This window comes from Acidovorax sp. HDW3 (genome assembly GCF_011303755.1).
In the GTDB taxonomy this organism is placed as follows: domain Bacteria; phylum Pseudomonadota; class Gammaproteobacteria; order Burkholderiales; family Burkholderiaceae_C; genus Paenacidovorax.
Map to the genome: position 1 here is coordinate 2,962,230 of NZ_CP049885.1, position 24,702 is coordinate 2,986,931.

The window sequence follows — 24,702 nt, forward strand, 5'->3', positions numbered from 1 at the left end:
CAAGCTTACCGCGCGGTGCTGGCACCCGCTTGACATCCGTCCAGATCGGCGCCGGCACGCGCCCGGTACTGCCCCGGCCCCTGGCCCTGCCACTGCTTGAAGGCATGGTGGAACGCCGCCGCCTCCTGGTAACCGAGCAGCTGGCCAATGTCGGCCAGGGCCATGGGCGTCTGGCGCAGGTAGTGGCAGGCCAGGGCGTGGCGCGTGCCGTCGAGCAGGCCCTGAAAGGCCCATCCGGCCTCGGCCAGGCGCCGCTGCAGCGTGCGCGGCGCCAGCTGCAGGTCGGCGGCCACATCGGCCAGGCGCACGCCCTGCGGCCCCAGGCGCTGCGAGATGCACTGGCGCACCCGGGCGACGATGTCGGCGGCGTCGGGCTGGCGCGCGCGCAGCAGCTCCTCGGCGTGGCGCTGCAAGAGTGGCAGCAGACCGGGGTGGGTTTGCGGCAGCGGCCAATCGAGCCAGGCGGCCGGGAACCGCGCCCGGTGCGCCGGCGCGCCCCAGGCCAGCTGCGCGCCGCTGGCCTGGGCCAGGGCTGCCGCCGTGACCGCATCCGGCGCCGGGTGGGCAAACTCCACCTGCACCCCCACCAGAGGCTGGCCCAGCAGCCACTGGGCGCAGGTGTGGATGCCGGCAAACACCGACTCCACCAGCGCCGCCGCCGCCGGGTGGCTGGCGTGGGCGTTGCGCCATTCGTACACCACCACGGTGCCCTGGCGCGTGAGGGTCGAGCGCCCCAGGTCGTGCACCAGGGCTTCAAAGCGCAGCACCTGCGCCAGCGCCTCGCCCAGGGTGCCGCAGGCCAGCAGCAAGATGCCGTTGACGCCGTAGCTGGTGGGCTTGACGCTTTGCCCCAGGCACCAGCCAAAGCCCGGCCCGGCGTGCGCCAGCGCCTGCTGCAGCAGCGCCAGGTACTGGGCCACGGGCACATCGTCCTCGCCCGGCGGCGCGCCACACTGGGCCGGCGGCACGCCGGCCGCCAGGGCCGCGTCCCACAGGGTGCGGGCGTAGGGAGCAATGACGCGCAGCGGCGCGCCTGGCGCAATCGAACAAGAAGGTGGCGTCATGGCGCAATGGCAAAACAGGCGCGCCATCCTACAGTGTGGCGAACAAGGAAAACACCATGAGACGCTGGAACGGCTGGGGCGACGACGCCACTTCAATGGACCTGGGCACGGGCGCGCGCGCCATGCTGGCCGAACGGCTCGGCCCCGGCTGCCCGCAGCCGGATGCGCCGCTGGCCGGGCTGCTGGCGCGCATCCCGCCCTCGCGCCTGCCGGCGCACCCGCTGATCGAGCGCAGCGCCGAGGCCCGCCTGCCTGCCGCCTGGGGCGAGAGCTACGCCGATTGGATCCGCAAGCGCTGCGGCCACCTGCCGCCCGTGCCCGACGGCGTGGCCCGCCCCACGTCGCGCGAAGAGGTGCGCGAACTGCTGGCGCTGGCGCAGGCCGGGCGCTGGGTCGTCATCCCCCTGGGCGGGGGCACCAGCGTGGCGGGCCACCTGGACTGTCCGGCGGGCGAGCGGCCCATCTTGTCCATCCACCTGGGGCGCATGAACCAGCTGCTGCACCTGGATGGAGCCAGCCAGCTCGCCACCTTTGGCGCCGGCACGCCGGGGCCGATGGTGGAGGCGCAGCTGCGCGCCCAGGGCTACACGCTGGGGCATTTTCCGCAGTCGTTTGAATACTCCACCGTCGGCGGCTGGGTGGTGACGCGTTCGAGCGGCCAGCAGTCGCTGCGCTACGGGCGCATCGAGCAGCTTTTTGCCGGCGGCCAGCTGGAGACGCCCGTGGGCCCGCTGGCCCTGCCCACCCTGCCCGCCGCCAGCGCCGGGCCGGATCTGCGCGAGATCGTGCTCGGCAGCGAAGGCCGCCTGGGCGTGCTCACCGAGGCCACGGTGCGCGTCTCGCCCCTGCCGGCGCACGAGAGCTTTCACGCCCTTTTTCTGCCGAGCTGGGACGCGGCCGAAGCCGCCGTGCGCGCGCTGGTGCAACTGCGCCTGCCGCTGTCCATGCTGCGCCTGTCCAACGCCGTGGAAACCGACACCAACCTGCGCCTGGCCGGGCACGAGAAAACCATCGCCCTGCTGGAAAAATACCTCGCCTGGCGCGGCTGCCGCGCCGGCAAATGCCTGCTGCTGCTGGGCGTGAGTGCCGACGCCACCACCGCCCGCCACGCGCTGCGCGCCGCGCGCCGCCTGCTGAGCCGCCACGGCGCGGTCTACATCGGCGCGGCCATGGGGCGCAAGTGGGCGGCCAACCGCTTCAAAGGCCCCTACCTGCGCAATACCCTGTGGGATCTGGGCTACAGCGTGGACACGATTGAAACCGCCGTCGATTGGCCCCAGGTCAGGCCACTGATGCAGGCCATGGAGCAGGCCGCGCGCGACGCCTTCGCGCCCTTTGGCACGCCGGTGCACGCTTTCAGCCACCTGTCGCACCTGTACCCGCAGGGCAGCAGCATTTACGCGCAGTACGTCTGGCCCACGGCGCCGGGCGGCTTTGCGCCCAACTTTGCGCGCTGGCAGGCGCTGAAAACCGCCGTGGCGGCGCAGATCGCCGCGCACGGCGGCACCGTCAGCCACCAGCACGGCGTGGGGCGCGACCACGCCGCCCACCTGGCGCAGGAAAAAGGCGCGCTCGGCATGGCCACCCTGGCCGCGCTGTGCCGCCAGTTCGACCCGCAGGGCATCATGAACCCCGGCAAGCTGCTGCAGGACGGCGGGCCATGGCAGGAATGAACCGCGCTGCCGACCTGGCCCGGCTGACCAGCCAGGACTGGGATCTGGTCGTCATCGGCGGCGGCATCAGCGGCGCGGGCGTGGCGCAGCAGGCGGCAGCGCAGGGCTGGCGCGTGCTGCTGGCCGAGCAGCAGGACTTTGCCTGGGGCACGTCCAGCCGTTCATCCAAATTGGTGCACGGCGGCCTGCGCTACCTGGCGCAGGGCGACATCGCCACCACCTGGCACAGCCTGCAAGAGCGCCAGCGCCTGCTGCGCGAGGCCCCGGGCCTGGTCGTGCCGCAGCGCTTTTTGCTGCCCGACTGCGCCGGCCAAAAACCCGGGCGCCGCCTGGTACAGCTGGGGCTGGCGCTGTACGACGCCATGGCGCGCACGCGCCAGCACCGCTACGCCGCGCTGCCCGAAACCGCCCTGCTCGCCCCCGGCCTGGCGCCACCGGGGCTGCGCGGCGCGCTGCTGTTCCAAGACGCGCAGACCGACGACGCCCGCCTGGTGCTGCGCGTGCTGCACGCGGCGCGCCTGGCGGGGGCCACCACGCTCAACTACCTGGCCGTGCGCAGCGTGCAGCGCGCGCCCGGCGGCGCCCAGGCGCTGCAGCTGCAAGACACCCTCACGGGCACGCCGTACGGCCTGCGCGTGCGCTGCGTGGTCAACGCCACCGGCGTCTGGGCCGATGGGCTGCGCGGCCAGCGCGCGCCGCTACTGCGCCCGCTGCGCGGCAGCCACCTGATCGTGCCGCTGTGGCGCCTGCCGGTGGCGCAAAGCATCAGCTTCATGCACCCGCGCGATGGCCGCCCGGTGTTCCTCTACCCCTGGGAGGGCGCCACGCTCATTGGCACCACCGACCTCGACCACCACGACGCCCTGGGCGCCGAAGCGCGCATCACCGGCGCCGAGGTGGACTACCTGCTGCAGGCCGTGAACGTGCTCTTCCCCGGTGCGCAGCTGGCAGCGGCCGACGTCAGCGCCTGCTACGCCGGCGTGCGCCCGGTGCTCGCCGATGGCCACCAGGAGGCATCGAAAGCCACGCGCGAGCATGTGGTGTGCGACGAGGGCGGATTCATCACCCTCACCGGCGGCAAGCTCACCACCTTCCGCCCCATGGCGCAAGACGCGCTGGCCCTGGCCGCCGCCCATGTGGGCAAGCCCTTTGTGCGCAGCGCCGCACCCGTGCTCGCCCCCGCCAGCGCCCTGCCCCCCGGCTGGAGCCCCGCCGTGCGCCAGCGCCTGCAGGCACGCTACGGCAGCCTGGCCGCCGACTGGTGCACCCCGGCCCCGGCAGAGGCCCTGCAGCGCATTGCCGGCACGCACACCCTGTGGCTGGAGCTGCCCCTGGCCGCACGCCACGAGGCCGTGCAGCACCTGGACGACCTGCTGCTGCGCCGCACCCGCCTGGGCCTGCTGCTGCCCCAGGGCGCGCAGGCGCTCTTGCCGCAGGTGCGCCAGCTGTGCGCGCCGCACCTGGACTGGAGCGCCGCGCGCTGGGACGAGGAAACCGCCCGCTACCAGGCGCTGGTGGCCGCGCATTACCAGTTGCCAACGGGGGAGCAAACACCCCATGCATAACGGCTGCGGCCCCCTCCCCCCTCGCTGGCTTGTGTATGCCCACATCTTTTGATGATTCCCATCCGCCTGGTCAAAGGGCGGTTTTTGCTCCCCTCCCCCCTCGCGGGAGAGGGAGTCAAACACACACCGCCCAAGGCCCGCATCCATCAAGCAAAATAGCCGCTAGCGCTTACCCATAAAGCGTGAGCAGCTATCAAAACAATAGTACAGGAGACCGCCGCCATGACCCCGTCCTACCTGCTGGCCATCGACGCCGGCACGCAAAGCGTGCGCGCCCTGCTGTTCGACCTGCAGGGCCACCTGGTGGACAAGGCGCAGGTGCCCATCACCAGCTACCAGTCGCCCCAGCCCGGCTGGATGGAATGCGCGCCCGACGCCTTCTGGCAGCACCTGTGCCAGGCGGCGCAGCGCCTGTGGGCCAACACGCGCGTGCCCAAGGCGGCGCTTGCCGGCGTGGTGCTGACGACGCAGCGCGCGGTGCCGGTGGCGCTCGATGCCGCTGGCCAAGCGCTGCGCCCCTCCATGATCTGGCTCGACCACCGCCGCGCCGCGCACGCGCCGCGCCTGCCCTGGTGGTGGGAGCTGGCCTTTGGCGCCATCGGGATGCGCGCCACGCTGCGCCACTTCCAGCGCGAGGCCGAGGCCAACTGGATCGCCCAGCACCAGCCCGACCTGTGGGCGCGCACCGCGCACTACCTGCTGCTGCCGGGCTACCTGCACTGGCGCCTGTGCGGGCGCATGGTGGACGCCGTGGCCAACCAGGTCGGCTACGTGCCGTTCGACTACAAAAAAGGCCGCTGGGCCGGCGCGCACGACTGGAAGTGGCACGCCCTGCCCGTCACCCGCGCCATGCTGCCCGAGCTGGTGCCGGCCGGCACCGTCATCGGCAGCATCAGCGCCCAGGCGGCGCAGGACAGCGGCATTCCCGCCGGCCTGCCGCTGGTGGCGGGCGCGGCCGACAAAGCCTGCGAGGTGCTGGGCGCGGGCTGCCTGACGCCCGAGATCGGGTGCCTCTCCTACGGCACGGCGGCCACCTTCAACACCTGCACGGCACGCTACCGCGAGGTCACGCCCTTCATCCCGCCCTACCAGGCGGCCGTGCCCGGGCACTACAACACCGAGGTGCAGATCACGCGCGGCTTCTGGATGGTGCGCTGGTTCAAGGAGCAGTTCGGCCAGCACGAGGAGAAAGAAGCCCTGGCGCGCGGCGTGGCACCCGAGAGCCTGTTCGACGCATTGGTGGGCGCCGTGCCTCCCGGCGCCCAGGGGCTGATGCTGCAGCCCTTCTGGAACCCCGGCATCAAATGGCCCGGCCCCGAGGCCAAGGGCGCCATCATCGGCTTTGGCGACGTGCACACCCGCGCCCACATGTACCGCGCCATCCTGGAGGGCCTGGCCTACGCCCTGCGCGAGGCCAAGGAGCGCACCGAACGGCGCACGGGCGTGCCCATCACGCGATTGCGCGTCTCGGGCGGCGGCTCGCAAAGCGACGCCGCCATGCAGATCACCGCCAACGTCTTCAACCTGCCCTGCGAGCGCCCGCATTTGTACGAAACCAGCGGCCTGGGCGCGGCCATCATCGCCAGCGTCGGCCTGGGCCTGCACCCGGACTACGCCAGCGCCGTGCGCGCCATGGCGCGCACCGGCCAGGTCTTCACCCCCGAGCCGGCGCACGCGCGCACCTACGAGCAGCTCTACCGGCGCGTGTACCAGCGCATGTATGAGCGGCTGCAGCCGCTGTACCGCGACATTCGGGCGATTACGGGCTATCCGTCGCACGACTGAGCGCGCGCAACGCCCGGCCCCACACGGCTCAAAATACAAGAAAAAAAGCCTCTGGCGCTTGTACAGCAAGCGCCACAAGCTATCAAAACAGGAGCATCAATGGTGATCGCGCCGGGCGATGGCGAGCAGCCGACCCATCTCTTTGCGGTGGCGGCGGGTGTTGTGGGCCAGCCATAGACCGATGAGCCACATCACGCTCGCCACCAGCAGGCCAAAAACGGCAATGGCGCCAAAGGCGGACAGGCCCAGGCGCGTTGAGAGGCTGTAGAAGCCCCCCATGCAGAGAATGGCGGCCTGCTCGTTGAAGTTCTGCACCGCAATCGAGCGCCCCGAACCCATCAGGTTGTGGCCCCGGTGTTGCAAAAGCGCGTTCATGGGCACCACCAGGAAGCCGCCCAGGCCGCCGAGCACGATCAAAAACGGCACCGCCAGCCAGACGCTGTGGATCAGGTTCATGCCCACCACCAGCAGGCCCATGGCAATGCCCAGCGGAATCACGCGCGTGGCCTTGTTCAGGCGCATCCGCAGCGAGGCCCAGACGGCGCCCGCCGCCGTACCGATGGCCACCACCCCCACCAGCGCCGAGGCCTGGGTGGTGCTGTAGCCCAGCGCTGCTGCCGCCCAGGCGAGCACGATGTAGCGCAGGTTGCCCGAGACGCCCCAGAACAGCGTCGTCGTCGCCAGCGAGATCTGTCCGAGCTTGTCGCGCCACAGGCACAGGTTGCAGCGCCAGAAATCGGTCAACAGCTGCCACAGCTGGCGCGGCATGGGCTGCAAGGACACGCCGGTGCGGGGGATGCGCAGGTTGAAGCCCGCTGCCAGCGCGTACACCGGCACCAGTGCCAGGATGGCCGCCTCAGCCGGCAAGTCGATGCCCGGCAGCTGCCAGGCCAGGATCGGGCCCGCCAGGTGCGGCGCCACCAGCTGCCCGCCCAGCAGCACGCCCAGGATGATGGAGGTGATCGTCAGGCCCTCGATCCAACCGTTGGCCTTGACCAGCTGCGAGGCCGGCAGCAGCTCGGTGAGGATGCCGTACTTGGCCGGCGAGTACGCCGCCGCGCCCAGGCCGACGATGGCGTAGGCCAGCAGCGGGTGCGAGCCCCAGAGCATGAGCAGGCAGCCCAGCACCTTGATGGCGTTGCTCAGGAACATGACCCGGCCCTTGGGCAGGGCGTCGGCAAAAGCGCCGACGAAGGGCGCCAGCAGCACGTAGAACAGCGCAAACATGGGCACCAGGGCGGCGCGCTGCCATTCGGCGGCCCCGGCCGAGCGCAGCAGTTCCACGGCGACGACGAAGAGGGCATTGTCGGCCAGCGAGCTGAAAAACTGCGCCGCCATGATGGTGTAGAAACCGCGCTTCATCGAACAGGGGAGGCTGCATCAGCGGTACTGATGCGGGGTGAAAAAGGCCGGGATACGGGGATGGCGGGTTATATCACGCACCCCGATGGTGCAAAAATCGCCCGTCCTCGCTTTTTTGCCTGCCGCCATGCCCCGTCCCATCCAAGCCACCATCGACCTGCCGGCCCTGCAGCACAACCTGGCGCGCTGCCGCGCGGCGGCGCCGGACGCGCGCCTGTGGGCCGTGGTCAAGGCCAACGCCTACGGCCATGGCATCGAGCGCGTGTACGACGCCCTGCGCGGCACCGACGGCTTTGCCCTGCTCGACCTGGCCGAGGCGCAGCGCCTGCGCCAGCTCGGCTGGCGCGGCCCGATCCTGCTGCTCGAAGGCGTGTTCGAGCCGCGCGACCTGGAGCTGTGCTCGCGCCTGTCGCTGTGGCACGCCGTGCATTGCGAGGCGCAGATCGACTGGCTGGCGGCGCACAAAACCCAGGCGCCGCACCGCGTCTTTTTGAAAATGAACACCGGCATGAACCGCCTGGGGTTTACGCCGCAGCGCTACCGCAGCGCCTGGGCGCGGCTGTCGGCGCTGCCGCAGGTCGATGAAATCTCGCACATGGCGCACTTTGCCAACGCCGATGTCGAGGGCGGCCTGGCCGCACCGCTGCAGCTGTTCCATACCGCCACGCACGACCTGCCCGGCGAGCGCAGCCTGAGCAACAGCGCCGCCTTGCTGCGCCACGGCGACCAAGCCCCGGTGCGCTGCGACTGGGTGCGCGCCGGCATCGCCCTCTACGGCAGCGCCCCCGACCACCCGGCGCACCGCAGCGCCCACTGGGACTTGCAGCCGACCATGACGCTCGCCACCCGCCTGCTGGCAACGCAGCAGCTGCAGGCGGGCGACAGCGTCGGCTACGGCGCGCGCTTTACGGCCAGCGCGCCGATGCTCATCGGCATCGCCGCCTGCGGCTACGCCGACGGCTATCCGCGCCACGCCGACAACGGCACGCCGGTGCTGGTCGATGGCGTGCGCACACGCCTGGTCGGGCGCGTGAGCATGGACATGCTGAGCGTCGATCTGACGCCGCTGCTGGAAGCGGGCCTGGCCCCCGGCCTGGGCAGCGAAGTCACGCTCTGGGGGCGCGCGGGCAACGGCACGGTGCTGCCCATCGACGATGTGGCCGAGGGCGCGGGCACGGTGGGCTACGAGCTAATGTGCGCCGTCGCGCCGCGCGTGCCCGTCGTGGTGGACGCGATCTGACATGCCCGGCCTGCACCGCCGCTGGGCCACATTGCAGCTGCAGCGCCAGGCCCTGGCGCAGGATTTGCAGCAGCGCCACCACCTGCGCCTGCACGGCACGCTCATGGGGGCCTTCACCCTGGCACTGACCTGGGCCGGCGCCACCGTGCTGCGCCGCTGGGGCGTGGACAGCCTGGCGCTGCGCTACCTGCTGGCGCTGGGCCTGGGTTACGGCGCTTACCTGCTCTTGCTGCGCTGGTGGGCGCAGCAGCTGCTGCAGCCGGCGCAGGTGGGGCTGGGTGATGCCGTGGATGGCGTGGAACTGGGTGCGGATATTGCTGCGGCGCTGCCCCGGCCCCGTCCGGCCCCAGCCAGCGGCATGGACGCCGCCGAGACCCACGTTCAGGCCGAAACCGGCGTCGCCGACTGGGCCGAAGGCGCACTCGAAGCCGTCGGCAGCGCCGATGAGGGCGCCGTGGTGGTCGTGCCGGTGCTGGCGCTGTTTGCCATCGGCACGGCGCTGTTCATGGGCGCCGGGGCGCTGGCGCTGCTGTTCTTTGGCTGGGACGCGCTGTTGGCCGTGGCCGTGGAGCTGGCCTTTGCCAGCGTGGCCGCGCGCACGACCATGGGCCTGGAGCGCCACGGCTGGCTGGGCGCCGCCATGCGCCTGACGTGCAAGCCCATGCTCGCCGCCTTGCTGTGCGCCGTGGCCCTGGGGGCTGCCATCGACCACTGGCTACCCGGGGCGCAAACCCTGCCGCAGGCGCTGCAGCAACTGCGTCGTTAGCTACTAAAACAATAGCTTCTGACGCTTGCTGGATCAGCGTTTGCGGCATTTTTCATCATCCATCATGGCCAAAGACAAAACCCTCTACACCTGCAACGAATGTGGCGCCAGCAGCCCGCGCTGGCTCGGCAAGTGCCCCGGCTGCGGCGGCTGGAACACGCTGGTGGAGACCCTGGCCGAGAGTGCCGGCAGCGGCAAGAACCGGCTGAGCGCCAGCGCCGGCCAGTACACCGGCCTGGCGCAGGCGCAGGCGGTGCAGCCGCTGGTGAGCATCGAGGCGAACGAGGTGGCGCGCACGCAAAGCGGCATCGAGGAGCTCGACCGCGTGCTCGGCGGCGGCGTCGTCGAGGGCGCGGTGGTGCTCATCGGCGGCGATCCGGGCATTGGCAAATCCACCCTGCTGCTGCAGGCCATGGATGCGCTGCAGCGCGCCGGCCTGCCCACGCTCTACGTCACGGGCGAGGAGAGCGGCGCGCAGGTGGCGCTGCGCGCGCGCCGCCTGGGCATCGAGGGTAGCCAGGTGCAGTTGCTCGCTGAAATTCAGCTGGAAAAAATCCTCGCCACGGTACAGGCCGAGCAGCCGGCGGTGTGCGTCATCGACTCCATCCAGACGGTGTACTCCGACCAGCTCACCAGCGCCCCCGGCAGCGTCGCCCAGGTGCGCGAGTGCGCCGCGCACCTCACGCGCCTGGCCAAGGCCACGGGCATTGCCGTCATCCTGGTCGGCCACGTGACCAAGGAGGGCGCGCTCGCCGGCCCGCGCGTGCTCGAACACATGGTCGATACCGTGCTGTACTTCGAGGGCGATACGCACAGCAGCTACCGCCTGGTGCGCGCCATCAAGAACCGTTTTGGCGCCGTCAACGAGATCGGCGTCTTCGCCATGACCGAGCGCGGCCTGCGCGGCGTCTCCAACCCGAGCGCAATTTTTTTGAGCCAGCACAGCGAGCCCGTGCCCGGCAGCTGCGTGCTGGTCACCCTTGAAGGCACGCGCCCGCTGCTGGTGGAGATTCAAGCCCTGGTCGATGGCGGCGGGGTGAGCCCCCGGCGCCTGTCGGTGGGCCTGGAGCGCGACCGCCTGGCCATGCTGCTGGCGGTGCTGCACCGCCACGCCGGCGTCGCCTGCGCCGACCAGGACGTGTTCGTCAACGCCGTCGGCGGCGTGCGCATCAGCGAGCCGGCGGCGGATTTGGCGGTGCTGCTGGCCATCACCAGCAGCCTGCGCGGCAAGGCCCTGCCCAAGGGTTTTATCGCCTTTGGCGAAGTCGGCCTGGCGGGCGAGGTGCGGCCCGCGCCGCGCGGCCAGGAGCGTTTGAAGGAGGCGGCCAAGCTCGGCTTCACGGTGGCCGTGGTGCCGAAGGCGAATGCGCCGAAAAAGCCGATTGCGGGTTTGGTGATCCACGCCGTCGAGCGCGTGGACGAGGCCATGACCGTGGTGCGCGGACTCGATTGAAACGCCTGCCGCGCCCGTAGAATTGCCTTTTTTGCGGCCCGCTGGCCGCTCGCCCTTGCAAAGGATTCCCATGAGCCCCGTAGTTCCCTCGATGGCCGACCGTGACGGCAAGATCTGGATGGACGGCCAAATGGTCGAATGGCGCGATGCCAAGATCCACGTGCTCACGCACACGCTGCACTACGGCTGCGGCGCCTTTGAGGGCGTGCGCGCGTACAACACCGCCGGCGGCACGGCCATCTTCCGCCTGCAGGAGCACACCGAGCGCCTGATGAACAGCGCCAAAATCCTGCGCATGAAGCTGCCCTTCACGGCCGAGCAGCTCAACGCCGCGCAGCTCGACGTGGTGCGGGCCAACAAGCTCGAGAGCTGCTACCTGCGCCCGCTGGTGTGGATTGGCGACAAGAAACTCGGCGTCTCGCCCAAGGGCAACACCATCCACGCCATGGTCGCCGCCTGGGCCTGGGGCGCCTACCTGGGCGAAGAGGGTTTGAAGCGCGGCATCCGCGTCAAGACCAGCAGCTACACGCGCCACCACGTCAACATCACCATGACGCAGGCCAAGGCGGTGAGCAACTACAGCAACTCCATCCTCGCCAACATGGAAGCGACCGACGACGGCTACGACGAGGCGCTGCTGCTCGACAGCGCTGGCTTCGTCTCCGAAGGCGCGGGCGAGAACATTTTCATCATCAAGAACGGCGTCATCTACACCCCCGACCTGTCCGCCGGTGCCTTGAACGGCATCACGCGCAACACGGTGTTCCACATCGCCCGCGACCTGGGCCTGGAGATCGTGCAAAAGCGCATCACGCGCGACGAGGTGTACATCGCCGACGAAGCCTTCTTCACCGGCACGGCGGCGGAAGTGACACCGATCCGCGAGCTCGACCGCATCGAGCTCGGCGCCGGCTGCCGGGGCCCGATCACGGAAAAAATCCAAACCGCGTTCTTTGACATCGTCAACGGCCGCAACCCGAAATACGCCCACTGGCTGACCAAGGTGTGAGCAATACCATGACCCAAGCAACCGTAGAACTGCTGGCCAAAGACCTGGACAACAACGGCGGCATCCACTGCCCCAGCGCCCAGGCCGACATGAAACTCTGGAACAACCACCCGCGCGTGTTCCTCGGCATCGCCCACCAGGGGCGCGCCAAGTGCCCGTACTGCGGCACGGTGTACCAGCTCAAGGCGGGGGAGGTGGTGCAGGGTGGGCATTGAGCCCCCGGCTGCACCGCCCGCCGACAGCGCCCTGCCCGGGCGCTGTCCTGCCTTAGGGGACGTCACCGCCGTCATCGTCAGCTACAACAGCGCGCACTGCGTGCCGGCCCTGGCGGCGCAGCTCGCCGATTGGCCACACGTCATCGTCGCCGACAACGGCAGCAGCGACGCCACCGCCACTGTCCTGCGCCAACAGCTGCCGCAGGCGCAGGTGCTGGAGCTGGGCGAAAACCGGGGCTTTGGCGCTGCCAACAACGCCGCCCTGGCGCGGGTGAGCACGCCCTACGCCCTGCTCATCAACCCCGACTGCGAGTTGCACGCCGCACAGGCGCTGGCGCTGCTGGCGTGCATGGCGCAGTGGCCGCAGGCCGCCATCGTGGTGCCGCAGCTGGTCGATGGCCGGGGCCAGCCGCAGCTCAACTACGGCTGGCTGCGCCGGCAATGGGCCGCGCGCGGCCCCGGGGCCGAGGGCCTGGCCTGCGTCGGCAATGCCTGCGGCGCCGCCATGCTGCTGCGCCTGTCGGCCCTGCCGACGCGCGACTGGTTCGATACGCGTTTTTTCCTCTACTACGAGGACGAGGATTTGTGCCTGCGCCTGCTGCAGGCCGGCAAGCCGGTGCTGATCGAGCCGGCGGTGCGCGTGGCGCACGCCAACCGGGGCTCGGTGCGCGGCCCGCGCCCGCTGCGCGTGGAATGGGGCCGGGGCTACCACCATGCGCGCTCGAAGATTCTGTTCACCGCCAAGCACCACGGCCCGCAGCCGGCCGCGCGCCAGCGCCGCCAGGCCCTGGCCGGCGCCCTGGCGCTGCTGCTGCTGCGCCTGCTCGCGCCCTCACCCAAGCACGTGGCGCGCCTGTGGGGGCGCATCCAGGGCCTGTGGTCGGCGCCAGTGCATTACTGAGGCCCATCCATGTCCTGTTTGACCGTCGTCATCCTCACGCTCAATGAGGCGCACCACATCGAGGCCTGCCTGCGCAGCCTGCAGGGGCTGCAGGCTGCGCGCCTGGTGCTCGACAGCGGCAGCAGCGACGCCACCGTCGCCCTGGCCCAGGCCCTGGGCGCGCAGGTGCAGGTGTACGCCGACTGGCAGGGCTTTGGCGTGCAGCGCAGCCGCGCCCTGGCCCATGTGGCCGAGAGCGATTGGGTGTTTTTTCTCGATGCCGACGAGCGCATGACGCCGGCGCTGGCGCAGGAGATCGCCGCCGTCGTCGCGCGCGACGAGGAGGCCGTGTGGGAAGTCGTCTGGGAGCAGATGGCCTACGGCCAGTCGCTGGCGCGCATGGGTGGCTCCGGCGGCGTGGCGCGGCTGTTCCCGCGCCGCCTGCTCGAACGCTTTGACGGCGCCGTGCACGAAGGCGCCGTGCTGCGCCGCAGCGCACCCACGCGCCGCCTGCGTGCGCGCCTGCCGCATTACTCGCGCGAGACGATTTATGCCAGCTTGCAAAAACTCGCCCAGTACGTGCAGCTGGGCGCGCTCAAGCGCCACCAGGCCGGCAAGCGCGGCGGCCTGTTGCGCGGCATGGGCTCGGGGCTGGCCAATTTTTTACGGCTGTACCTGTTCCAGCGTGGCTTTTTGTGTGGGCGGGCAGGATTCTTGTACAGCTTCTTCGTCGGTCTGGAATGCTTTTTTCGCTACGTCGCGCTGGAAGTGGACCGGGCGGAGTTGAACGCGCCCGTGCGGCGCTAGAAAGAAAACATGGGCGCCAAGCTGCAGCAGCGCCTGCACACCGGGGCGCAATGGGCGCTGGTGGCAGGTTTTTTGTTCTTCCCGGTGTTCCTGGCGTTGGGGAACATCGCTATCGCACTGGCCGCTGTGCTGGCCCTGTTGGCAGGCGGCTGGCGCCAGCGCTGGCAGCAGATAGGCAGCACGCCGCTGCTGTGGTGGGCGCTGGGCCTGTACGGCTGCGTGCTGCTGGGCGTGGCCTACAGCCCAGCGCCTTGGGCAGATATGCAGGTGCACCTGAGCAAGTACGGCAAGCTGCTGGTGCTGCCGCTGTTTTGGCCGCTGCTGCAAGAGGCGCATTGGCGCCGGCGCTGCACCAACGCCTTTGCTGCCGCCATGGTGTTCATTTTGCTGTCGGTGTACGCCAGTATTTGGTGGCTGCTGCCATGGTCGGCCAAACAGACCCTGGGCTGGGGGGGCGACCACACCGTGGCGGGCGACTACATCACGCAAAACATCATGATGTGCTTTTTTGTGCTGCTGGCCCTGGTGCGCGGCCAGGCCGCCCGCTGGCACTGGCTGCGCGCCACCTGGTGGCTGCTGGCGGCGCTGGCGGCGCTGGCGATTACGCAGCTGTCCGAGGGGCGCACCGGCTACCTGCTGCTGGCCGTGGTGCTGGCGGTGTACATACTCGTGGCCTGGCAGGGGCGGGGGCGCTGGTGGGCGCTGGGGGCTGCGGCCAGTGCCTTGGCGTTGGCGCTATGGGCCTCGCCCGTGGTGCGCGAGCGCATGGCGCTGGGCTGGCAAGAAGCCCGCACCAGCACCAACATGGAAATCACCAGCGTGGGCGGGCGGATCAATTTTTGGCGCCTGACGGCTGAAATGGCGCTGGAAAAACCCCTCCAGGGCTGGGGCACGGGCAGCTACCACAACACCTGGTGTCAGCATGTGACGCAAAAGGGGCGGCCCGATTGGTGCCATTTCGGCGGCTGGCATCCGCACAACCAGTACCTGTTTTTCTGGATGGAAAACGGCCTGCCCGGGCTGCTGCTGTTCGTGTTGTTGCTGGCCACCCCGGCCTGGCTGGCGCGCCAGGCGGCGCCCACCGATCGGCCTCTGCTGTGGGGCTTGAGCGCCATCTTGGCCGTGAACAGCCTGATCAACGCCCCCCTGTTCAGCGCCCGCGAGAGCCATTTTTTCATCCTCATGCTGCTGCTGTGGGGCGCACAGGCCCACTGGGGTAGGCGTGCGCAGCACCCAGGTTAGGAGCCTGTCGGACTTGGAAATCGTCGGCTGCAAATCCGGCAAAAACTGGTCTCGCTGGGGCCGATTTTCGCTTTCGACGCTCCAAATCCGACAGGCTCCTAGCGCAGCAAGGCGGGCTGTTTTGCTTTATAAGTGTGCAAACTAATTACGGCCCTGTCCTTGCCGTCTGCCACCATGCCCCTGACCTCCCCCCTCCTCATCGCTCTTGCCGGCATGGCCGCGCTGGCCTCGGCCATGGGCATTGGCCGGTTTGCCTTCACGCCGCTGCTGCCCATGATGCTGCACGACGGCGTGGTCGATATCGCCCAGGGCAGCTGGCTGGCGACGGCGAATTACTTTGGCTACCTCAGCGGCGCGCTCTTGTACATGGCGCTGCCGCGCCTGCTGCACGGGCCGGGGGCCAGCCATGGGCTGGCGCTCAATGCGACGTTGGTGCGCGGCGGGCTGGTGGCGACGGCGCTGGTGACAGCGGCGCTGCTGCTGCCCTGGCCGGGCAGCTGGGCGTTTTGGCGGCTGCTCGCCGGGGTGGCGAGCGCGCTGGTATTCCTGGGCACGGTCAACTGGTGCCTGGGGCGGCTGGCGCAGCTCAAGGCGCCGGCGCTGGGCGGGTTGATTTTTTGCGGCCCGGGGCTGGGCATCGTGCTCACCGGGCTGGCGGCCAGCGCCATGGTGGCGGCGCACTGGACGGCCGCTGCCGGCTGGGGCTTGTTTGCCCTGCTCGCCTGCCTGCTGTGCGCGCTGGTGTGGCGGGTTTTCGTGCCGCTGGCGCCAGCCGATGGTACCGGCGCCGGTGCGACGGCGGCGGCGGCGGCGGCGCAGCTGCCGGCGCCCACGCCGCTGCTCGAACGCAGCCTGCTGGCCCTGGCCTACGGCCTGGCGGGGCTGGGCTACATCGTCACGGCCACTTTCTTGCCGGTGATTGCGCGTGCAGCGCTGCCGCCGGGCTCGGTCTGGCCGGATTTGTTCTGGCCGCTGTTTGGCCTCGGGGTGGCGCTGGGGGCGGTGCTGTCCACGCGCATCTCTCCCGCCCGCGACCGGCGCGTGCTGCTGGCGCTGGCCTACGTGCTGCAGGCGCTGGCGATTGCCCTGGGCCTGCTGTGGCCGGGGCGCCTGGGGTTTGCGCTCGGCAGCTTGCTGCTGGGCATACCGTTCACGGCGATCACGTTTTTTGCCCTGGCCGAGGCACGCCACCAGTGGCCGCAGGCGGGCGCAGGCTTTACCGGCCTGCTGACGGCGCTCTACGGCATTGGCCAGATCGCTGGCCCGCCCATGGTGGCGGCCCTGCTGGCACGCGCGCCTTCGCAGGCGCAGGGCTTTGACTGGGCCCTGGGCACGGCCGCAGGGGCGCTGGTGCTGGGGGCGCTGGTGTACCTTGCCATGGTGCTGCGCTGGCGGCGTCAATAGCTATAAAAATAATAGCTGCTCGCGCTTGATGGGTCAGCGTTGGCAGCTGTTTTTTCCTTGAAGCGGCAGCTGCAGGGTAAAGCAGGCGCCGTGGCTGCCGTCGGGGCGGGCGCCGCATTGCACCTGGCCGCCGTGGCGCTGGGCGATGGAGCGCACCAGCGCCAGGCCCAGGCCGACGCCGCCCTCGCGCTCGCTGGCGCCGCTGGCGCGGTAGAAGGGCTCGAAGATGCGTTCGCGCTCGGCGGCGGGCACGCCCGGGCCGTGGTCGCAGACTTGCAGCTGGGCCTGGCCGGCGAGCAGCTGCAGGTGCAGCTCGATCGGGCCGGGGCTGTAGCGGCGGGCGTTTTCCAGCAGGTTGCGCAGGGCGCGGCGCAGCAGCTTGGCGACGCCGGGCACCTCCAGCGCGGTGCAGTCTGGCGGCAGGTGCAGTTCGGCGCCGACGCGGGCGGCCTCCTCGGCGGCCAGGCCGATGAGGTCGATGCGCTCGACGCTGCCCATGTCGGCCTCGCGCGCGTCCAGGCGGCTGGCGAGCAAAATTTCGTCGATCAGCTGGTCAAGCTCGTTGACGTTGCGCTGCATCTCCTGGCGCAGGGCGGCGCCGGTGCTCGCGGGCAGCAGCTCCAGCCCCATGCGGATGCGCGCCAGCGGCGAACGCAGCTCATGCGAGGCGTTGGCGAGCAGGCTTTTGTGCGCGGCCAGCAGGGCCTCGATGCGGGCGGCAGCAGCGTTGAACTGGCGCGCCAGGTCGGCCACCTCGTCCTGCCCGCCTTCGGGCACGCGCGCCGTCAAATCGCCCTCGCCAAAGCGCTGCACGCTGCGCTGCAGGATCTCCAGGCGCTTGAGCAGGCGCCGGATGATGGGGAACACCCCCACCACCACCGCCAGGCTCACCAGGCCAAGCAGCCACAGAAAACCCAGCGGCGGGCGCAGCCAGAAGGCCACCTCGGGGTTGCGGTGCGGGCCCGGAGGGCCGCCGCTGCGGTCGCTGCGCGGGGCCATGTGCAGGCGATAGTCCTGGCCGTCGCGGCCTTCGATGCGCCATTCCACGCCCTCGGCGGGCGGGCCGGGCAGGCGCTGGGCCTGGCCGGCGAGCACCACCTCGCCGCTGCGGCCCAGCAGCACGATGTCGCGCGTGGGCGGTGTCGGTGGGGCGGTGTTTTGTTCGGCGGCAATGCGCCAGGCCCAGCCGACGAGCAGCGTCAGCAGTGCCACGCCGCCGACCACCGCCAGCCAGATGCGCAGGTACAGGCGCTGTGAGAAAGCCCGGGCCAGGGCGCGCAGCAAGCCCATGTCAGTCCTGCTGCTTGGCAAAAACGTAGCCCACGCCGCGCACGGTGAGGATGCGCTTGGGGCTCTTGGGGTCGGCCTCGATGGCGGCGCGGATGCGGCCCATGTGCACGTCGATGGAGCGGTCGAACGCTTCGAGCTCGCGCCCGCGCACGGCCTCCATGATCTGCTCGCGCGTGAGCACGCGCCCGGCGCTGGCGGCCAGGGTGACGAGCAAATCAAACTGGTACGAGGTCAGCTCCGCCGCCTGCCCGGCAACGGTGACGCTGCGCGCGTCGCGGTCGATCTCCAGCTGGCCAAAGCGCAGCCGCTCGCTGCCGCCGGGCGTGGCCGGGGCCCTGGCGCTGCGCCGCAGCAGGGCGCGGATGCGCGCCAGCAGCTCGCGCGGCTCGAAGGGTTTGGGCAGGTAGTCGTCCGCGCCCAGCTCCAGGCCGATGATGCGGTCCATGGGGTCGCCCTTGGCCGTGAGCATGAGCACCGGCACCTGCGCCGCCGCCCCGGGCAGGGCGCGGATGCGCCGGCAGATCTCCAGCCCATCCATGTCGGGCAGCATCAAATCCAGCAGCACCAACGCCGGCAGGCGTTCGCCTTGCAGCTGCGCCAGGCCGCTGGCGCCGTCGGCACAGTGCAGCACCGCCAGGCCGTTGTGGCCCAGGTACTCGGCCACCATCTGCGCCAGACGGTGGTCGTCTTCGATCATCAGCAACGGGGTGTTCATGCCTTGATTGTCACGGCGGCACGCACCGGGCGCTTGTCGGCGGTGTAAAGCGGGGGTAAAGGCTTTGCAGGTGGCGCCTGGAATGGCGCTTCAGGAGCGCGCCTGCACCCTGGCCGCCAGCGCCACCAGCAGCAGCACCGGCAGCCCCAGCAGCGCCGTGCCGAGGAAAAATTCCTGGTAGCCGTAGGCATCGACAAAGCGCCCGGAAAACCCCGCCAGCCACTTGGGCGCGAGCAGCATCATGGAGCTGAACAGCGCGTACTGCGTGGCCGAGTACTGCACATTGGTCAGCCCCGAGAGGTAAGCGATGAAGGCCGCCGAGGCGATGCCGCCGGCCAGGTTGTCGGCCGAGACGACAAAAATCAGCCCCGTCAGGTCGTGCCCGCGCGTGGCCAGCCAGGCGAACAACAGGTTGCTCGCCGCCGACAGCAGTGCGCCCAGCAGCAGCACCCGCATCACGCCCCAGCGCAGCGCCATGGCGCCGCCCAAAAAGGCGCCGCCCAGGGTCATGAGCACGCCGTAAATCTTGGTCACGGCCGCCACCTCGTCCTTGGTGAACCCCATATCGACGTAGAACGGATTGGCCATGATGCCCATCACCACGTCGCTGATGCGGTAGACCGCAATCAGCGCCAGGATCAGCAGCGCCTGCCAGCGGTAGCGGCCCAGAAAATCGGCAAACGGCGCCACCAGCGCGCCGTGCAGCCAGGCCGCCAGCCCTTGCGCCGGCGGCTGCGGGCGCGACTGCGGCTCGGGCGCGAGCAGCACCGTGATCATGCCGACCGCCATCGACGCCGCCATGGCCAGGTAGGCCATGCGCCAGGCGCCCGCCTGGTAGCCGCTGATGCCCGCTGCCTCCGAGCGCGCCGCCAGCCACAGCACGCCGGCGCCGGCCCAGATCATGGCCAGGCGGTAGCCGCTTTGGTAGGTGGCCGAGAGCGCCGCCTGGCGCTCGGTGTCGGCGCTTTCGATGCGGTAGGCGTCCAGGGCGATGTCTTGCGTCGCCGAGCCAAACGCCACCGCCAGCGCACACCACACCAGCGGCGTGAGCGCCTGCTGCGGATCGTTGCCGGCCATGCCCACGAGGCCCAGCACCACCAGCGCCTGCGCCAGCAGCAGCCAGCTGCGCCGCCGCCCCAGGGCGCGCGTCAGGAACGGCAGCGGCAGGCGATCGACCAGCGGCGCCCACACCCACTTGAAGGCGTAGGCCAGCCCGACCCAGGACAGGTAGCCGATGGTGGTGCGGTCCACCCCCGCCTCGCGCAGCCAGAACGACAGCGTGCCCAGCACCAGCAAAAGCGGCAATCCAGCAGAAAAACCCAGCGCCAACATGCGCAGGCTGGCCGGTTCGGTATAGACGCGCCAGGTGGCGGCCCAGCTGCGGCGGGGGGGCATGGAGGAGGGCTGGGACATGCGGGAAAGCGGCGTGAAATGCTCTGAAATAGGTAGCGACTGGCGCAGCATGGGCGCTGCAGTCGGTTATTTTGCGCCATGGCCCTGGCGGGAGCCGATCTTGGGGCAAGATGCCGGCCCATGATGCACCTCTCCCCCTCCACCCGGGGCATGGCCCTGGTGGTTCTTGCGGCTGTGCTCTGGGGTACGGGCGGCACGGCCCAAAGCCTGGCGCCGGCACAGCTCTCGCCGTACTGGGTGGGGGCGCTGCGCGTGGCCTTTGCCGCCGTTTTTTTCGCCCTGCTGGCCGGGCCGCGCGCCGTGGGAGCGCAGCCGCCCTGGCCCTGGCGCCGGCTGTGGCCGGCGGCGCTGTGCATTGCCAGCTACAACCTGAGTTTTTTTGCCGGCGTCAAGCTCTCGGGCGTGGCCCTGGGCACGGCGCTGGCGATTGGCAGCGGGCCGCTGTGGGCGGGCTTGCTCGAAGCGCTGTGGCTGCGCCGCTGGCCCAGCCCGCTGTGGTGGCTGGGCACGGTGGTGAGCGTGGCCGGCGGCGTGGCCATGGTGCTGGGCCAGGGCGGGGCGCTGCAGCTGTCGGCAGCGGGCGTGGCGCTGTGTCTGCTGGCGGGCCTGTGCTATGCCATCTACGCGCTGCTGAGCAAATCGCTGGTGCTGCAGCTGGGGCCGGCGCGCACCAATCTGGGCGTGTTTGTGCTGGCCTCGCTGCTGTCGCTGCCGCTGGCCTGGGCCTTGGCCGGGCCGCTGCAGACCGATGCCCGGGGCTGGGCGGTGGCGCTGTACCTGGGGCTGGTGAGCTCGGGGCTGGCGTACCTGTTGTTCACGACGGCGCTGCGCCATGTCTCGGGCGCCACCGGGGTCACGCTGGCGCTGTTTGAGCCGGTGACGGCCTTTGCCCTGGCGGTGCTGGTGGTGGGCGAGGCACCGCAGGCCCTGGCTTATGCCGGCCTGGGGGCGGTGTTGCTGGGCTTGCTGCTGGTGGTCTGGGCCGAGCTGCGCACGCAGCGGCGGTGATGGAAAAATAGCGTTTTGTCCCCAACTGGCTGCCATGAAAAAAACCCTGCCTTTGTCTTGTGTGCGAATGCTTGCCGCCGCCCTGGCGTTGGCTGCGGGCGCGGCCTGGGCGCAGGTGGATGTGGGCGCGGCGTCGAGCCTGCGCACCCTGGTGCCGGCCGAGACGCTGGAGCAGTCGGCGCAGCAGCAGTACGCGCAGCTGCTCGAACAGGCGCGGGCGCAGCGTGCCCTGGCGCCCGAGGGCAACCCACAGCTGCGCAAGCTGCGCGCCATTGCGCAGCGCCTGATTCCGTACGCGGCGCAGTGGAACCCGCGTGCGCGCCAGTGGCGCTGGGAGATCAACCTCATCGGCAGCAAGGAGGTCAACGCCTTTTGTATGCCGGGTGGAAAAATTGTTTTCTACACCGGCATCCTCAACCAGCTGCAACTGACCGACGATGAGATCGCCATGGTCATGGGCCACGAAATGGCGCACGCCCTGCGCGAGCACGCGCGCGAGCGGCTGGTCAAAACCCAGGCCACCAACATCGGCCTGCGCCTGGGCGCGCAGCTCTTGGGGCTGGGTGATGTCGGCACCCTGGCGGCCAACCTGGGCGGGCAGCTGCTGACGCTCAAGTTCAGCCGCAGCGACGAGAGCGAGTCCGATCTGGTCGGTCTGGAGCTGGCGGCGCGCGCCGGCTTCAACCCCCAGGCGAGCGTGACGCTGTGGCAAAAAATGAGCCAGGCCAGCGGCGGCGAGGGCTTCGGTTTTCTGTCCACCCATCCCACGGGGCCAGACCGCATCCACGAACTGCAGGCCAATCTGCCGAAGGTGCAAAAGCTCTACGAACAGGCGCGGCGGTAATGAGGGCAACGCTGAAAAAGTCCCTCACGCGCGCCGCATCGCAGGGACTTCTTTCGATTGCGCGATGCCCTTGCCTGCCCGAGCCGCTTAGATAAAAACCAGCGCAAACGCTTACCCAATAAGCGTAAATAGCTCATTTTTTTATAGCAAAACACCACTGCAGAGTGCCGCACGCGGCGGCACTGGCCTGGCGGGATTAAAACGGTCGCTGCCTCAACCCAGGTTGGGTGCCAGGCGCCGGCGCAGTTCTTCCACGTCCATGCCCCGGCGTGCGGCCATGTCTTGCACCTGGTCGTCGCCAATCTGGCCGACGACGAAGTAAGTCGCCTCGGGGTGCGCGAGGTAAAAACCGCTGACGCTCGACGCCGGGAACATGGCCATGCTCTCGGTCAGCTCCATGCCGATCTCGGGCGCAGCCAGGGTATCGAACAGGGCGATTTTGGCCGTGTGGTCGGGGCAGGCCGGGTAGCCGGGGGCGGGGCGGATGCCCTGGTATTTTTCGGCAATCAGCTCCGCGTTGCTGAGCGATTCGCCCGCGCCGTAGCCCCACAAGTCCTGGCGCACGCGCTGGTGCAGGCATTCGGCGAAGGCTTCGGCCAGGCGGTCGGCCAGGCCCTTGAACATGATGGCGCTGTAGTCGTCGAGCGCATCGAGGAATTCCTTTTCCTTCTTCTCGCTGCCGATGCCGGCGGTGACGGCGAACAGGCCGGCGTAGTCGGCAATGCCCGACTCCTTGGGCGCCACAAAATCCGCCAGGCAGCGGCTCGGGCGCATCCGGCCCTCGGCGTCCAGCTGTTTTTCAGTCTGCTGGCGCAGGCCGTACCAGGTCATGAGCACCTGGCTGCGGCTCTCGTCGGTGTAGAACTCGATGTCGTCGCCCACGCGGTTGGCGGGGAAGAGGCCCATGACGCCGTTGGCCGTGAGCCAGCGGCCCTCGACGATTTTTTTCAGCATCGCCTGGCCGTCGGCAAACACCTTGCGCGCTTCCTCGCCCACGATCTCGTCCTGCAGGATGGCCGGGTAAGCGCCTGCCAAGTCCCAGGTCTGGAAGAACGGCCCCCAGTCCAGGAAGGGCACCAGCTCGGCCAGGTCAAAGTTCTTGAACACGCGCCGGCCCAGGGCGCGCGGCACGACCGGGGCGTAGGTGAGTTGCGTGGCGTTGGCGCGGGCTTGCGCCAAAGGCCACAGCGGCACTTTTTTCTTCTTCGCGTGCAGCTCGCGCACGTGGTCGTAATCGGCCTGCACTTCCGCCAGGTAGGCGTCCTTGCCCTCGCCCAGCAGGCTTTGCGCCACGCTCACGCTGCGCGACGCATCGGGCACATAGACCACGGGGCCGTCGTAGTTGGGCGCGATCTTGACGGCGGTGTGCACGCGCGAGCAGGTGGCGCCGCCAATCAAGAGCGGAATTTTTTTGATGCGGAAATGGTCGTCCTTGTGCATCTCGGCGGCGACGTACTGCATCTCTTCCAGGCTGGGGGTGATGAGGCCAGAGAGGCCGACGATGTCGGCGCCCTCGGCCTTGGCGCGCGCCAAAATTTCGTGACAGGGCACCATCACGCCCATGTTGATGACCTCGAAGTTGTTGCACTGCAAAACCACGGTGACGATGTTCTTGCCGATGTCGTGCACGTCGCCCTTGACGGTGGCGATGACGATCTTGCCCTTGCTGCTCACGTCCAGGCCCGCCGCCTCCTGCTGGCGCTTTTCTTCCTCGATGTAGGGGATGAGGTGGGCCACGGCCTGCTTCATCACGCGCGCGCTTTTCACCACCTGCGGCAAAAACATCTTGCCGGCGCCGAACAGGTCGCCCACGATGTTCATGCCGTCCATCAGCGGGCCTTCGATGACGTGCAGCGGCCGCCCGCCCTTGGCAACGCAAATGTCCTGGTAGGCCTCCTCGGTGTCCTCGACGATGAAGTCGGTGATGCCGTGCACCAGCGCGTGCGACAGGCGCTCGCCCACGGTTTTGGGGTGCTCGGGCGTGCCGCGCCATTCGAGCTTTTTGCTGTCGTCCTTGGCCGCGCCCTTGGCGGCTTCGGCGATCTCCAGCAGGCGGTCGGCGGCGTCGGGGCGGCGGTTCAGCACCACGTCTTCCACGCGCTGGCGCAGCTCGGGCTCCAGGTCGTCATAGACGCCGACCATGCCGGCGTTGACGATGCCCATGTCCATGCCCGCTTGAATCGCGTGGTACAGGAACACGGTGTGGATGGCCTCGCGCACCGGCTCGTTGCCCCGGAAGGAAAAACTCACGTTGGAGACGCCGCCCGAGACCTTGGCCCCCGGCAGGTGCTGCTTGATCCAGCGCGTGGCCTCGATGAAATCGACGGCGTAGTTGGCGTGCTCCTCGATGCCGGTGGCGACGGCGAAGATGTTGGGGTCGAAGATGATGTCCTCGGGCGCAAAGCCGACTTCATCGACCAGGACGCGGTAGGCGCGCTCGCAAATCTCGATCTTGCGCTGGTAGGTGTCGGCCTGGCCGGTTTCGTCAAACGCCATGACCACGGCGGCGGCGCCGTAGCGCTGGATGAGCTTGGCCTCGTGCTTGAACTTGTCCACCCCCTCCTTCATGGAGATGGAGTTGACGATGCCCTTGCCCTGCAGGCAGCGCAGGCCGGCCTCGATCACCTCCCACTTGGAGCTGTCCACCATCACCGGCACGCGGGCGATGTCGGGCTCCGACGCAATCAGGTTCAAAAACCGCACCATGGCCGCCTTGCTGTCGAGCATGGCCTCGTCCATGTTCACGTCGATGACCTGGGCGCCGTTTTCCACCTGTTGGCGGGCGACCGACAGCGCATCCTCGTACTGTTCGTTGAGAATCATGCGCGCGAACGCCTTGGAGCCGGTGACGTTGGTGCGCTCGCCGACGTTGACGAACAGGCTGCCCTCGCCAATGAACACCGGCTCCAGGCCGGAGAGCTTCATGGGGGGGAGGGTGGGTGCGGAAACGGCAGACATGGGCTCACC

At 69.5% G+C, this 24,702-nt stretch carries 20 protein-coding genes; 14 read left to right on the forward strand and 6 right to left on the reverse strand.

Annotated features, from left to right (window positions below; genetic code table 11):
* Positions 1 to 5: 5 nt before the first annotated feature.
* A complete protein-coding gene (locus G7045_RS13775) occupies positions 6 to 1,064 on the reverse strand; it encodes an AraC family transcriptional regulator (RefSeq protein WP_166160149.1) in 1,059 nt (352 codons plus the stop codon).
* Between the two features lie 56 nt (positions 1,065 to 1,120).
* Here G7045_RS13775 and G7045_RS13780 point away from each other — a divergent pair, with 56 nt between their 5' ends.
* From G7045_RS13780 to G7045_RS13790, 3 genes are all read left to right on the forward strand, one after another.
* The gene (locus G7045_RS13780; RefSeq protein WP_166160150.1) at positions 1,121 to 2,737 is read left to right on the forward strand and encodes an FAD-binding oxidoreductase; all 1,617 of its coding nucleotides are present in this window, start codon (positions 1,121 to 1,123) and stop codon (positions 2,735 to 2,737) included.
* A complete protein-coding gene (locus G7045_RS13785) occupies positions 2,725 to 4,302 on the forward strand; it encodes a glycerol-3-phosphate dehydrogenase/oxidase (protein WP_240919236.1) in 1,578 nt (525 codons plus the stop codon). The genes G7045_RS13780 and G7045_RS13785 overlap by 13 nt, the downstream gene beginning before the upstream one ends.
* A gap of 222 nt (positions 4,303 to 4,524) precedes the next feature.
* Positions 4,525 to 6,087, forward strand: coding sequence for an FGGY-family carbohydrate kinase (locus G7045_RS13790; protein ID WP_166160151.1), 1,563 nt, complete (start codon positions 4,525 to 4,527; stop codon positions 6,085 to 6,087).
* 96 nt (positions 6,088 to 6,183) lie between these two features.
* On the opposite strand, the gene lplT is transcribed toward G7045_RS13790, so the two are convergent.
* The gene (gene lplT, locus G7045_RS13795; protein ID WP_166160152.1) at positions 6,184 to 7,449 is read right to left on the reverse strand and encodes a lysophospholipid transporter LplT; all 1,266 of its coding nucleotides are present in this window, start codon (positions 7,447 to 7,449) and stop codon (positions 6,184 to 6,186) included.
* A 127-nt stretch (positions 7,450 to 7,576) separates the two neighbouring features.
* Between lplT and alr the strand changes: the two genes are divergently transcribed.
* The 9 genes from alr (at position 7,577) to G7045_RS13840 (ending at position 16,465) form a co-directional block, all read left to right on the forward strand.
* The gene (alr, locus tag G7045_RS13800; protein ID WP_166160153.1) at positions 7,577 to 8,689 is read left to right on the forward strand and encodes an alanine racemase; all 1,113 of its coding nucleotides are present in this window, start codon (positions 7,577 to 7,579) and stop codon (positions 8,687 to 8,689) included.
* 1 nt (position 8,690) lies between these two features.
* Entirely contained in the window at positions 8,691 to 9,455 is a 765-nt protein-coding gene (locus tag G7045_RS13805; protein ID WP_166160154.1) for a hypothetical protein, read from the forward strand.
* Between the two features lie 64 nt (positions 9,456 to 9,519).
* Positions 9,520 to 10,908: a DNA repair protein RadA gene (radA, locus tag G7045_RS13810; protein ID WP_166160155.1), complete on the forward strand. Its 1,389-nt coding sequence runs from the start codon at positions 9,520 to 9,522 to the stop codon at positions 10,906 to 10,908.
* 70 nt (positions 10,909 to 10,978) lie between these two features.
* A complete protein-coding gene (locus tag G7045_RS13815) occupies positions 10,979 to 11,917 on the forward strand; it encodes a branched-chain amino acid transaminase (protein WP_166160156.1) in 939 nt (312 codons plus the stop codon).
* 8 nt (positions 11,918 to 11,925) lie between these two features.
* Entirely contained in the window at positions 11,926 to 12,132 is a 207-nt protein-coding gene (locus tag G7045_RS13820) for a zinc-finger domain-containing protein (protein ID WP_166160157.1), read from the forward strand.
* Entirely contained in the window at positions 12,122 to 13,033 is a 912-nt protein-coding gene (locus G7045_RS13825; protein ID WP_240919237.1) for a glycosyltransferase family 2 protein, read from the forward strand. The genes G7045_RS13820 and G7045_RS13825 overlap by 11 nt, the downstream gene beginning before the upstream one ends.
* A 9-nt stretch (positions 13,034 to 13,042) precedes the next feature.
* Positions 13,043 to 13,819: a glycosyltransferase family 2 protein gene (locus G7045_RS13830; protein WP_166160158.1), complete on the forward strand. Its 777-nt coding sequence runs from the start codon at positions 13,043 to 13,045 to the stop codon at positions 13,817 to 13,819.
* 9 nt (positions 13,820 to 13,828) lie between these two features.
* A complete protein-coding gene (locus tag G7045_RS13835) occupies positions 13,829 to 15,061 on the forward strand; it encodes an O-antigen ligase (protein ID WP_166160159.1) in 1,233 nt (410 codons plus the stop codon).
* A gap of 174 nt (positions 15,062 to 15,235) precedes the next feature.
* A complete protein-coding gene (locus G7045_RS13840) occupies positions 15,236 to 16,465 on the forward strand; it encodes a YbfB/YjiJ family MFS transporter (RefSeq protein WP_166160160.1) in 1,230 nt (409 codons plus the stop codon).
* 33 nt (positions 16,466 to 16,498) lie between these two features.
* On the opposite strand, the gene G7045_RS13845 is transcribed toward G7045_RS13840, so the two are convergent.
* The 3 genes from G7045_RS13845 to G7045_RS13855 all read right to left on the reverse strand — a co-directional run bounded on the left by G7045_RS13845 (position 16,499) and on the right by G7045_RS13855 (position 19,883).
* On the reverse strand, positions 16,499 to 17,755 hold the full coding sequence (locus G7045_RS13845; RefSeq protein ID WP_166160161.1) for an ATP-binding protein: 1,257 nt from the start codon (positions 17,753 to 17,755) through the stop codon (positions 16,499 to 16,501).
* 1 nt (position 17,756) lies between these two features.
* Positions 17,757 to 18,470, reverse strand: coding sequence for a response regulator transcription factor (locus G7045_RS13850; RefSeq protein ID WP_166160162.1), 714 nt, complete (start codon positions 18,468 to 18,470; stop codon positions 17,757 to 17,759).
* A 90-nt stretch (positions 18,471 to 18,560) separates the two neighbouring features.
* Entirely contained in the window at positions 18,561 to 19,883 is a 1,323-nt protein-coding gene (locus tag G7045_RS13855; protein WP_166160163.1) for an MFS transporter, read from the reverse strand.
* Positions 19,884 to 20,003: 120 nt separating this feature from the next.
* Here G7045_RS13855 and G7045_RS13860 point away from each other — a divergent pair, with 120 nt between their 5' ends.
* On the forward strand, positions 20,004 to 20,891 hold the full coding sequence (locus tag G7045_RS13860; protein ID WP_240919238.1) for a DMT family transporter: 888 nt from the start codon (positions 20,004 to 20,006) through the stop codon (positions 20,889 to 20,891).
* A 67-nt stretch (positions 20,892 to 20,958) separates the two neighbouring features.
* Positions 20,959 to 21,735 carry a M48 family metallopeptidase gene (locus tag G7045_RS13865; RefSeq protein ID WP_166160478.1) on the forward strand — a complete coding sequence of 259 codons (777 nt, stop codon included), beginning with the start codon at positions 20,959 to 20,961 and terminating at the stop codon, positions 21,733 to 21,735.
* 213 nt (positions 21,736 to 21,948) lie between these two features.
* Here the strand turns inward: G7045_RS13865 and metH are convergent, their stop codons facing one another.
* Positions 21,949 to 24,693 (reverse strand): methionine synthase, encoded by a 2,745-nt coding sequence (gene metH / locus G7045_RS13870; protein ID WP_240919239.1) that lies wholly within the window; start codon positions 24,691 to 24,693, stop codon positions 21,949 to 21,951.
* Positions 24,694 to 24,702: the final 9 nt, after the last annotated feature.

Excerpts from the sequence above, each read along its gene's own strand:
- G7045_RS13775 (WP_166160149.1), bottom strand. The coding sequence starts at position 1,064 with ATGACGCCACCTTCTTGTTCGATTGCGCCAGGCGCGCCGCTGCGCGTC.
- G7045_RS13780 (WP_166160150.1), top strand. The coding sequence starts at position 1,121 with ATGAGACGCTGGAACGGCTGGGGCGACGACGCCACTTCAATGGACCTG.
- G7045_RS13785 (WP_240919236.1), top strand. The coding sequence starts at position 2,725 with ATGGCAGGAATGAACCGCGCTGCCGACCTGGCCCGGCTGACCAGCCAG.
- G7045_RS13790 (WP_166160151.1), top strand. The coding sequence starts at position 4,525 with ATGACCCCGTCCTACCTGCTGGCCATCGACGCCGGCACGCAAAGCGTG.
- lplT (WP_166160152.1), bottom strand. The coding sequence starts at position 7,449 with ATGAAGCGCGGTTTCTACACCATCATGGCGGCGCAGTTTTTCAGCTCG.
- alr (WP_166160153.1), top strand. The coding sequence starts at position 7,577 with ATGCCCCGTCCCATCCAAGCCACCATCGACCTGCCGGCCCTGCAGCAC.
- G7045_RS13805 (WP_166160154.1), top strand. The coding sequence starts at position 8,691 with ATGCCCGGCCTGCACCGCCGCTGGGCCACATTGCAGCTGCAGCGCCAG.
- radA (WP_166160155.1), top strand. The coding sequence starts at position 9,520 with ATGGCCAAAGACAAAACCCTCTACACCTGCAACGAATGTGGCGCCAGC.
- G7045_RS13815 (WP_166160156.1), top strand. The coding sequence starts at position 10,979 with ATGAGCCCCGTAGTTCCCTCGATGGCCGACCGTGACGGCAAGATCTGG.
- G7045_RS13820 (WP_166160157.1), top strand. The coding sequence starts at position 11,926 with ATGACCCAAGCAACCGTAGAACTGCTGGCCAAAGACCTGGACAACAAC.
- G7045_RS13830 (WP_166160158.1), top strand. The coding sequence starts at position 13,043 with ATGTCCTGTTTGACCGTCGTCATCCTCACGCTCAATGAGGCGCACCAC.
- G7045_RS13835 (WP_166160159.1), top strand. The coding sequence starts at position 13,829 with ATGGGCGCCAAGCTGCAGCAGCGCCTGCACACCGGGGCGCAATGGGCG.
- G7045_RS13840 (WP_166160160.1), top strand. The coding sequence starts at position 15,236 with ATGCCCCTGACCTCCCCCCTCCTCATCGCTCTTGCCGGCATGGCCGCG.
- G7045_RS13845 (WP_166160161.1), bottom strand. The coding sequence starts at position 17,755 with ATGGGCTTGCTGCGCGCCCTGGCCCGGGCTTTCTCACAGCGCCTGTAC.
- G7045_RS13850 (WP_166160162.1), bottom strand. The coding sequence starts at position 18,470 with ATGAACACCCCGTTGCTGATGATCGAAGACGACCACCGTCTGGCGCAG.
- G7045_RS13855 (WP_166160163.1), bottom strand. The coding sequence starts at position 19,883 with ATGTCCCAGCCCTCCTCCATGCCCCCCCGCCGCAGCTGGGCCGCCACC.
- G7045_RS13860 (WP_240919238.1), top strand. The coding sequence starts at position 20,004 with ATGATGCACCTCTCCCCCTCCACCCGGGGCATGGCCCTGGTGGTTCTT.
- G7045_RS13865 (WP_166160478.1), top strand. The coding sequence starts at position 20,959 with ATGCTTGCCGCCGCCCTGGCGTTGGCTGCGGGCGCGGCCTGGGCGCAG.
- metH (WP_240919239.1), bottom strand. The coding sequence starts at position 24,693 with ATGTCTGCCGTTTCCGCACCCACCCTCCCCCCCATGAAGCTCTCCGGC.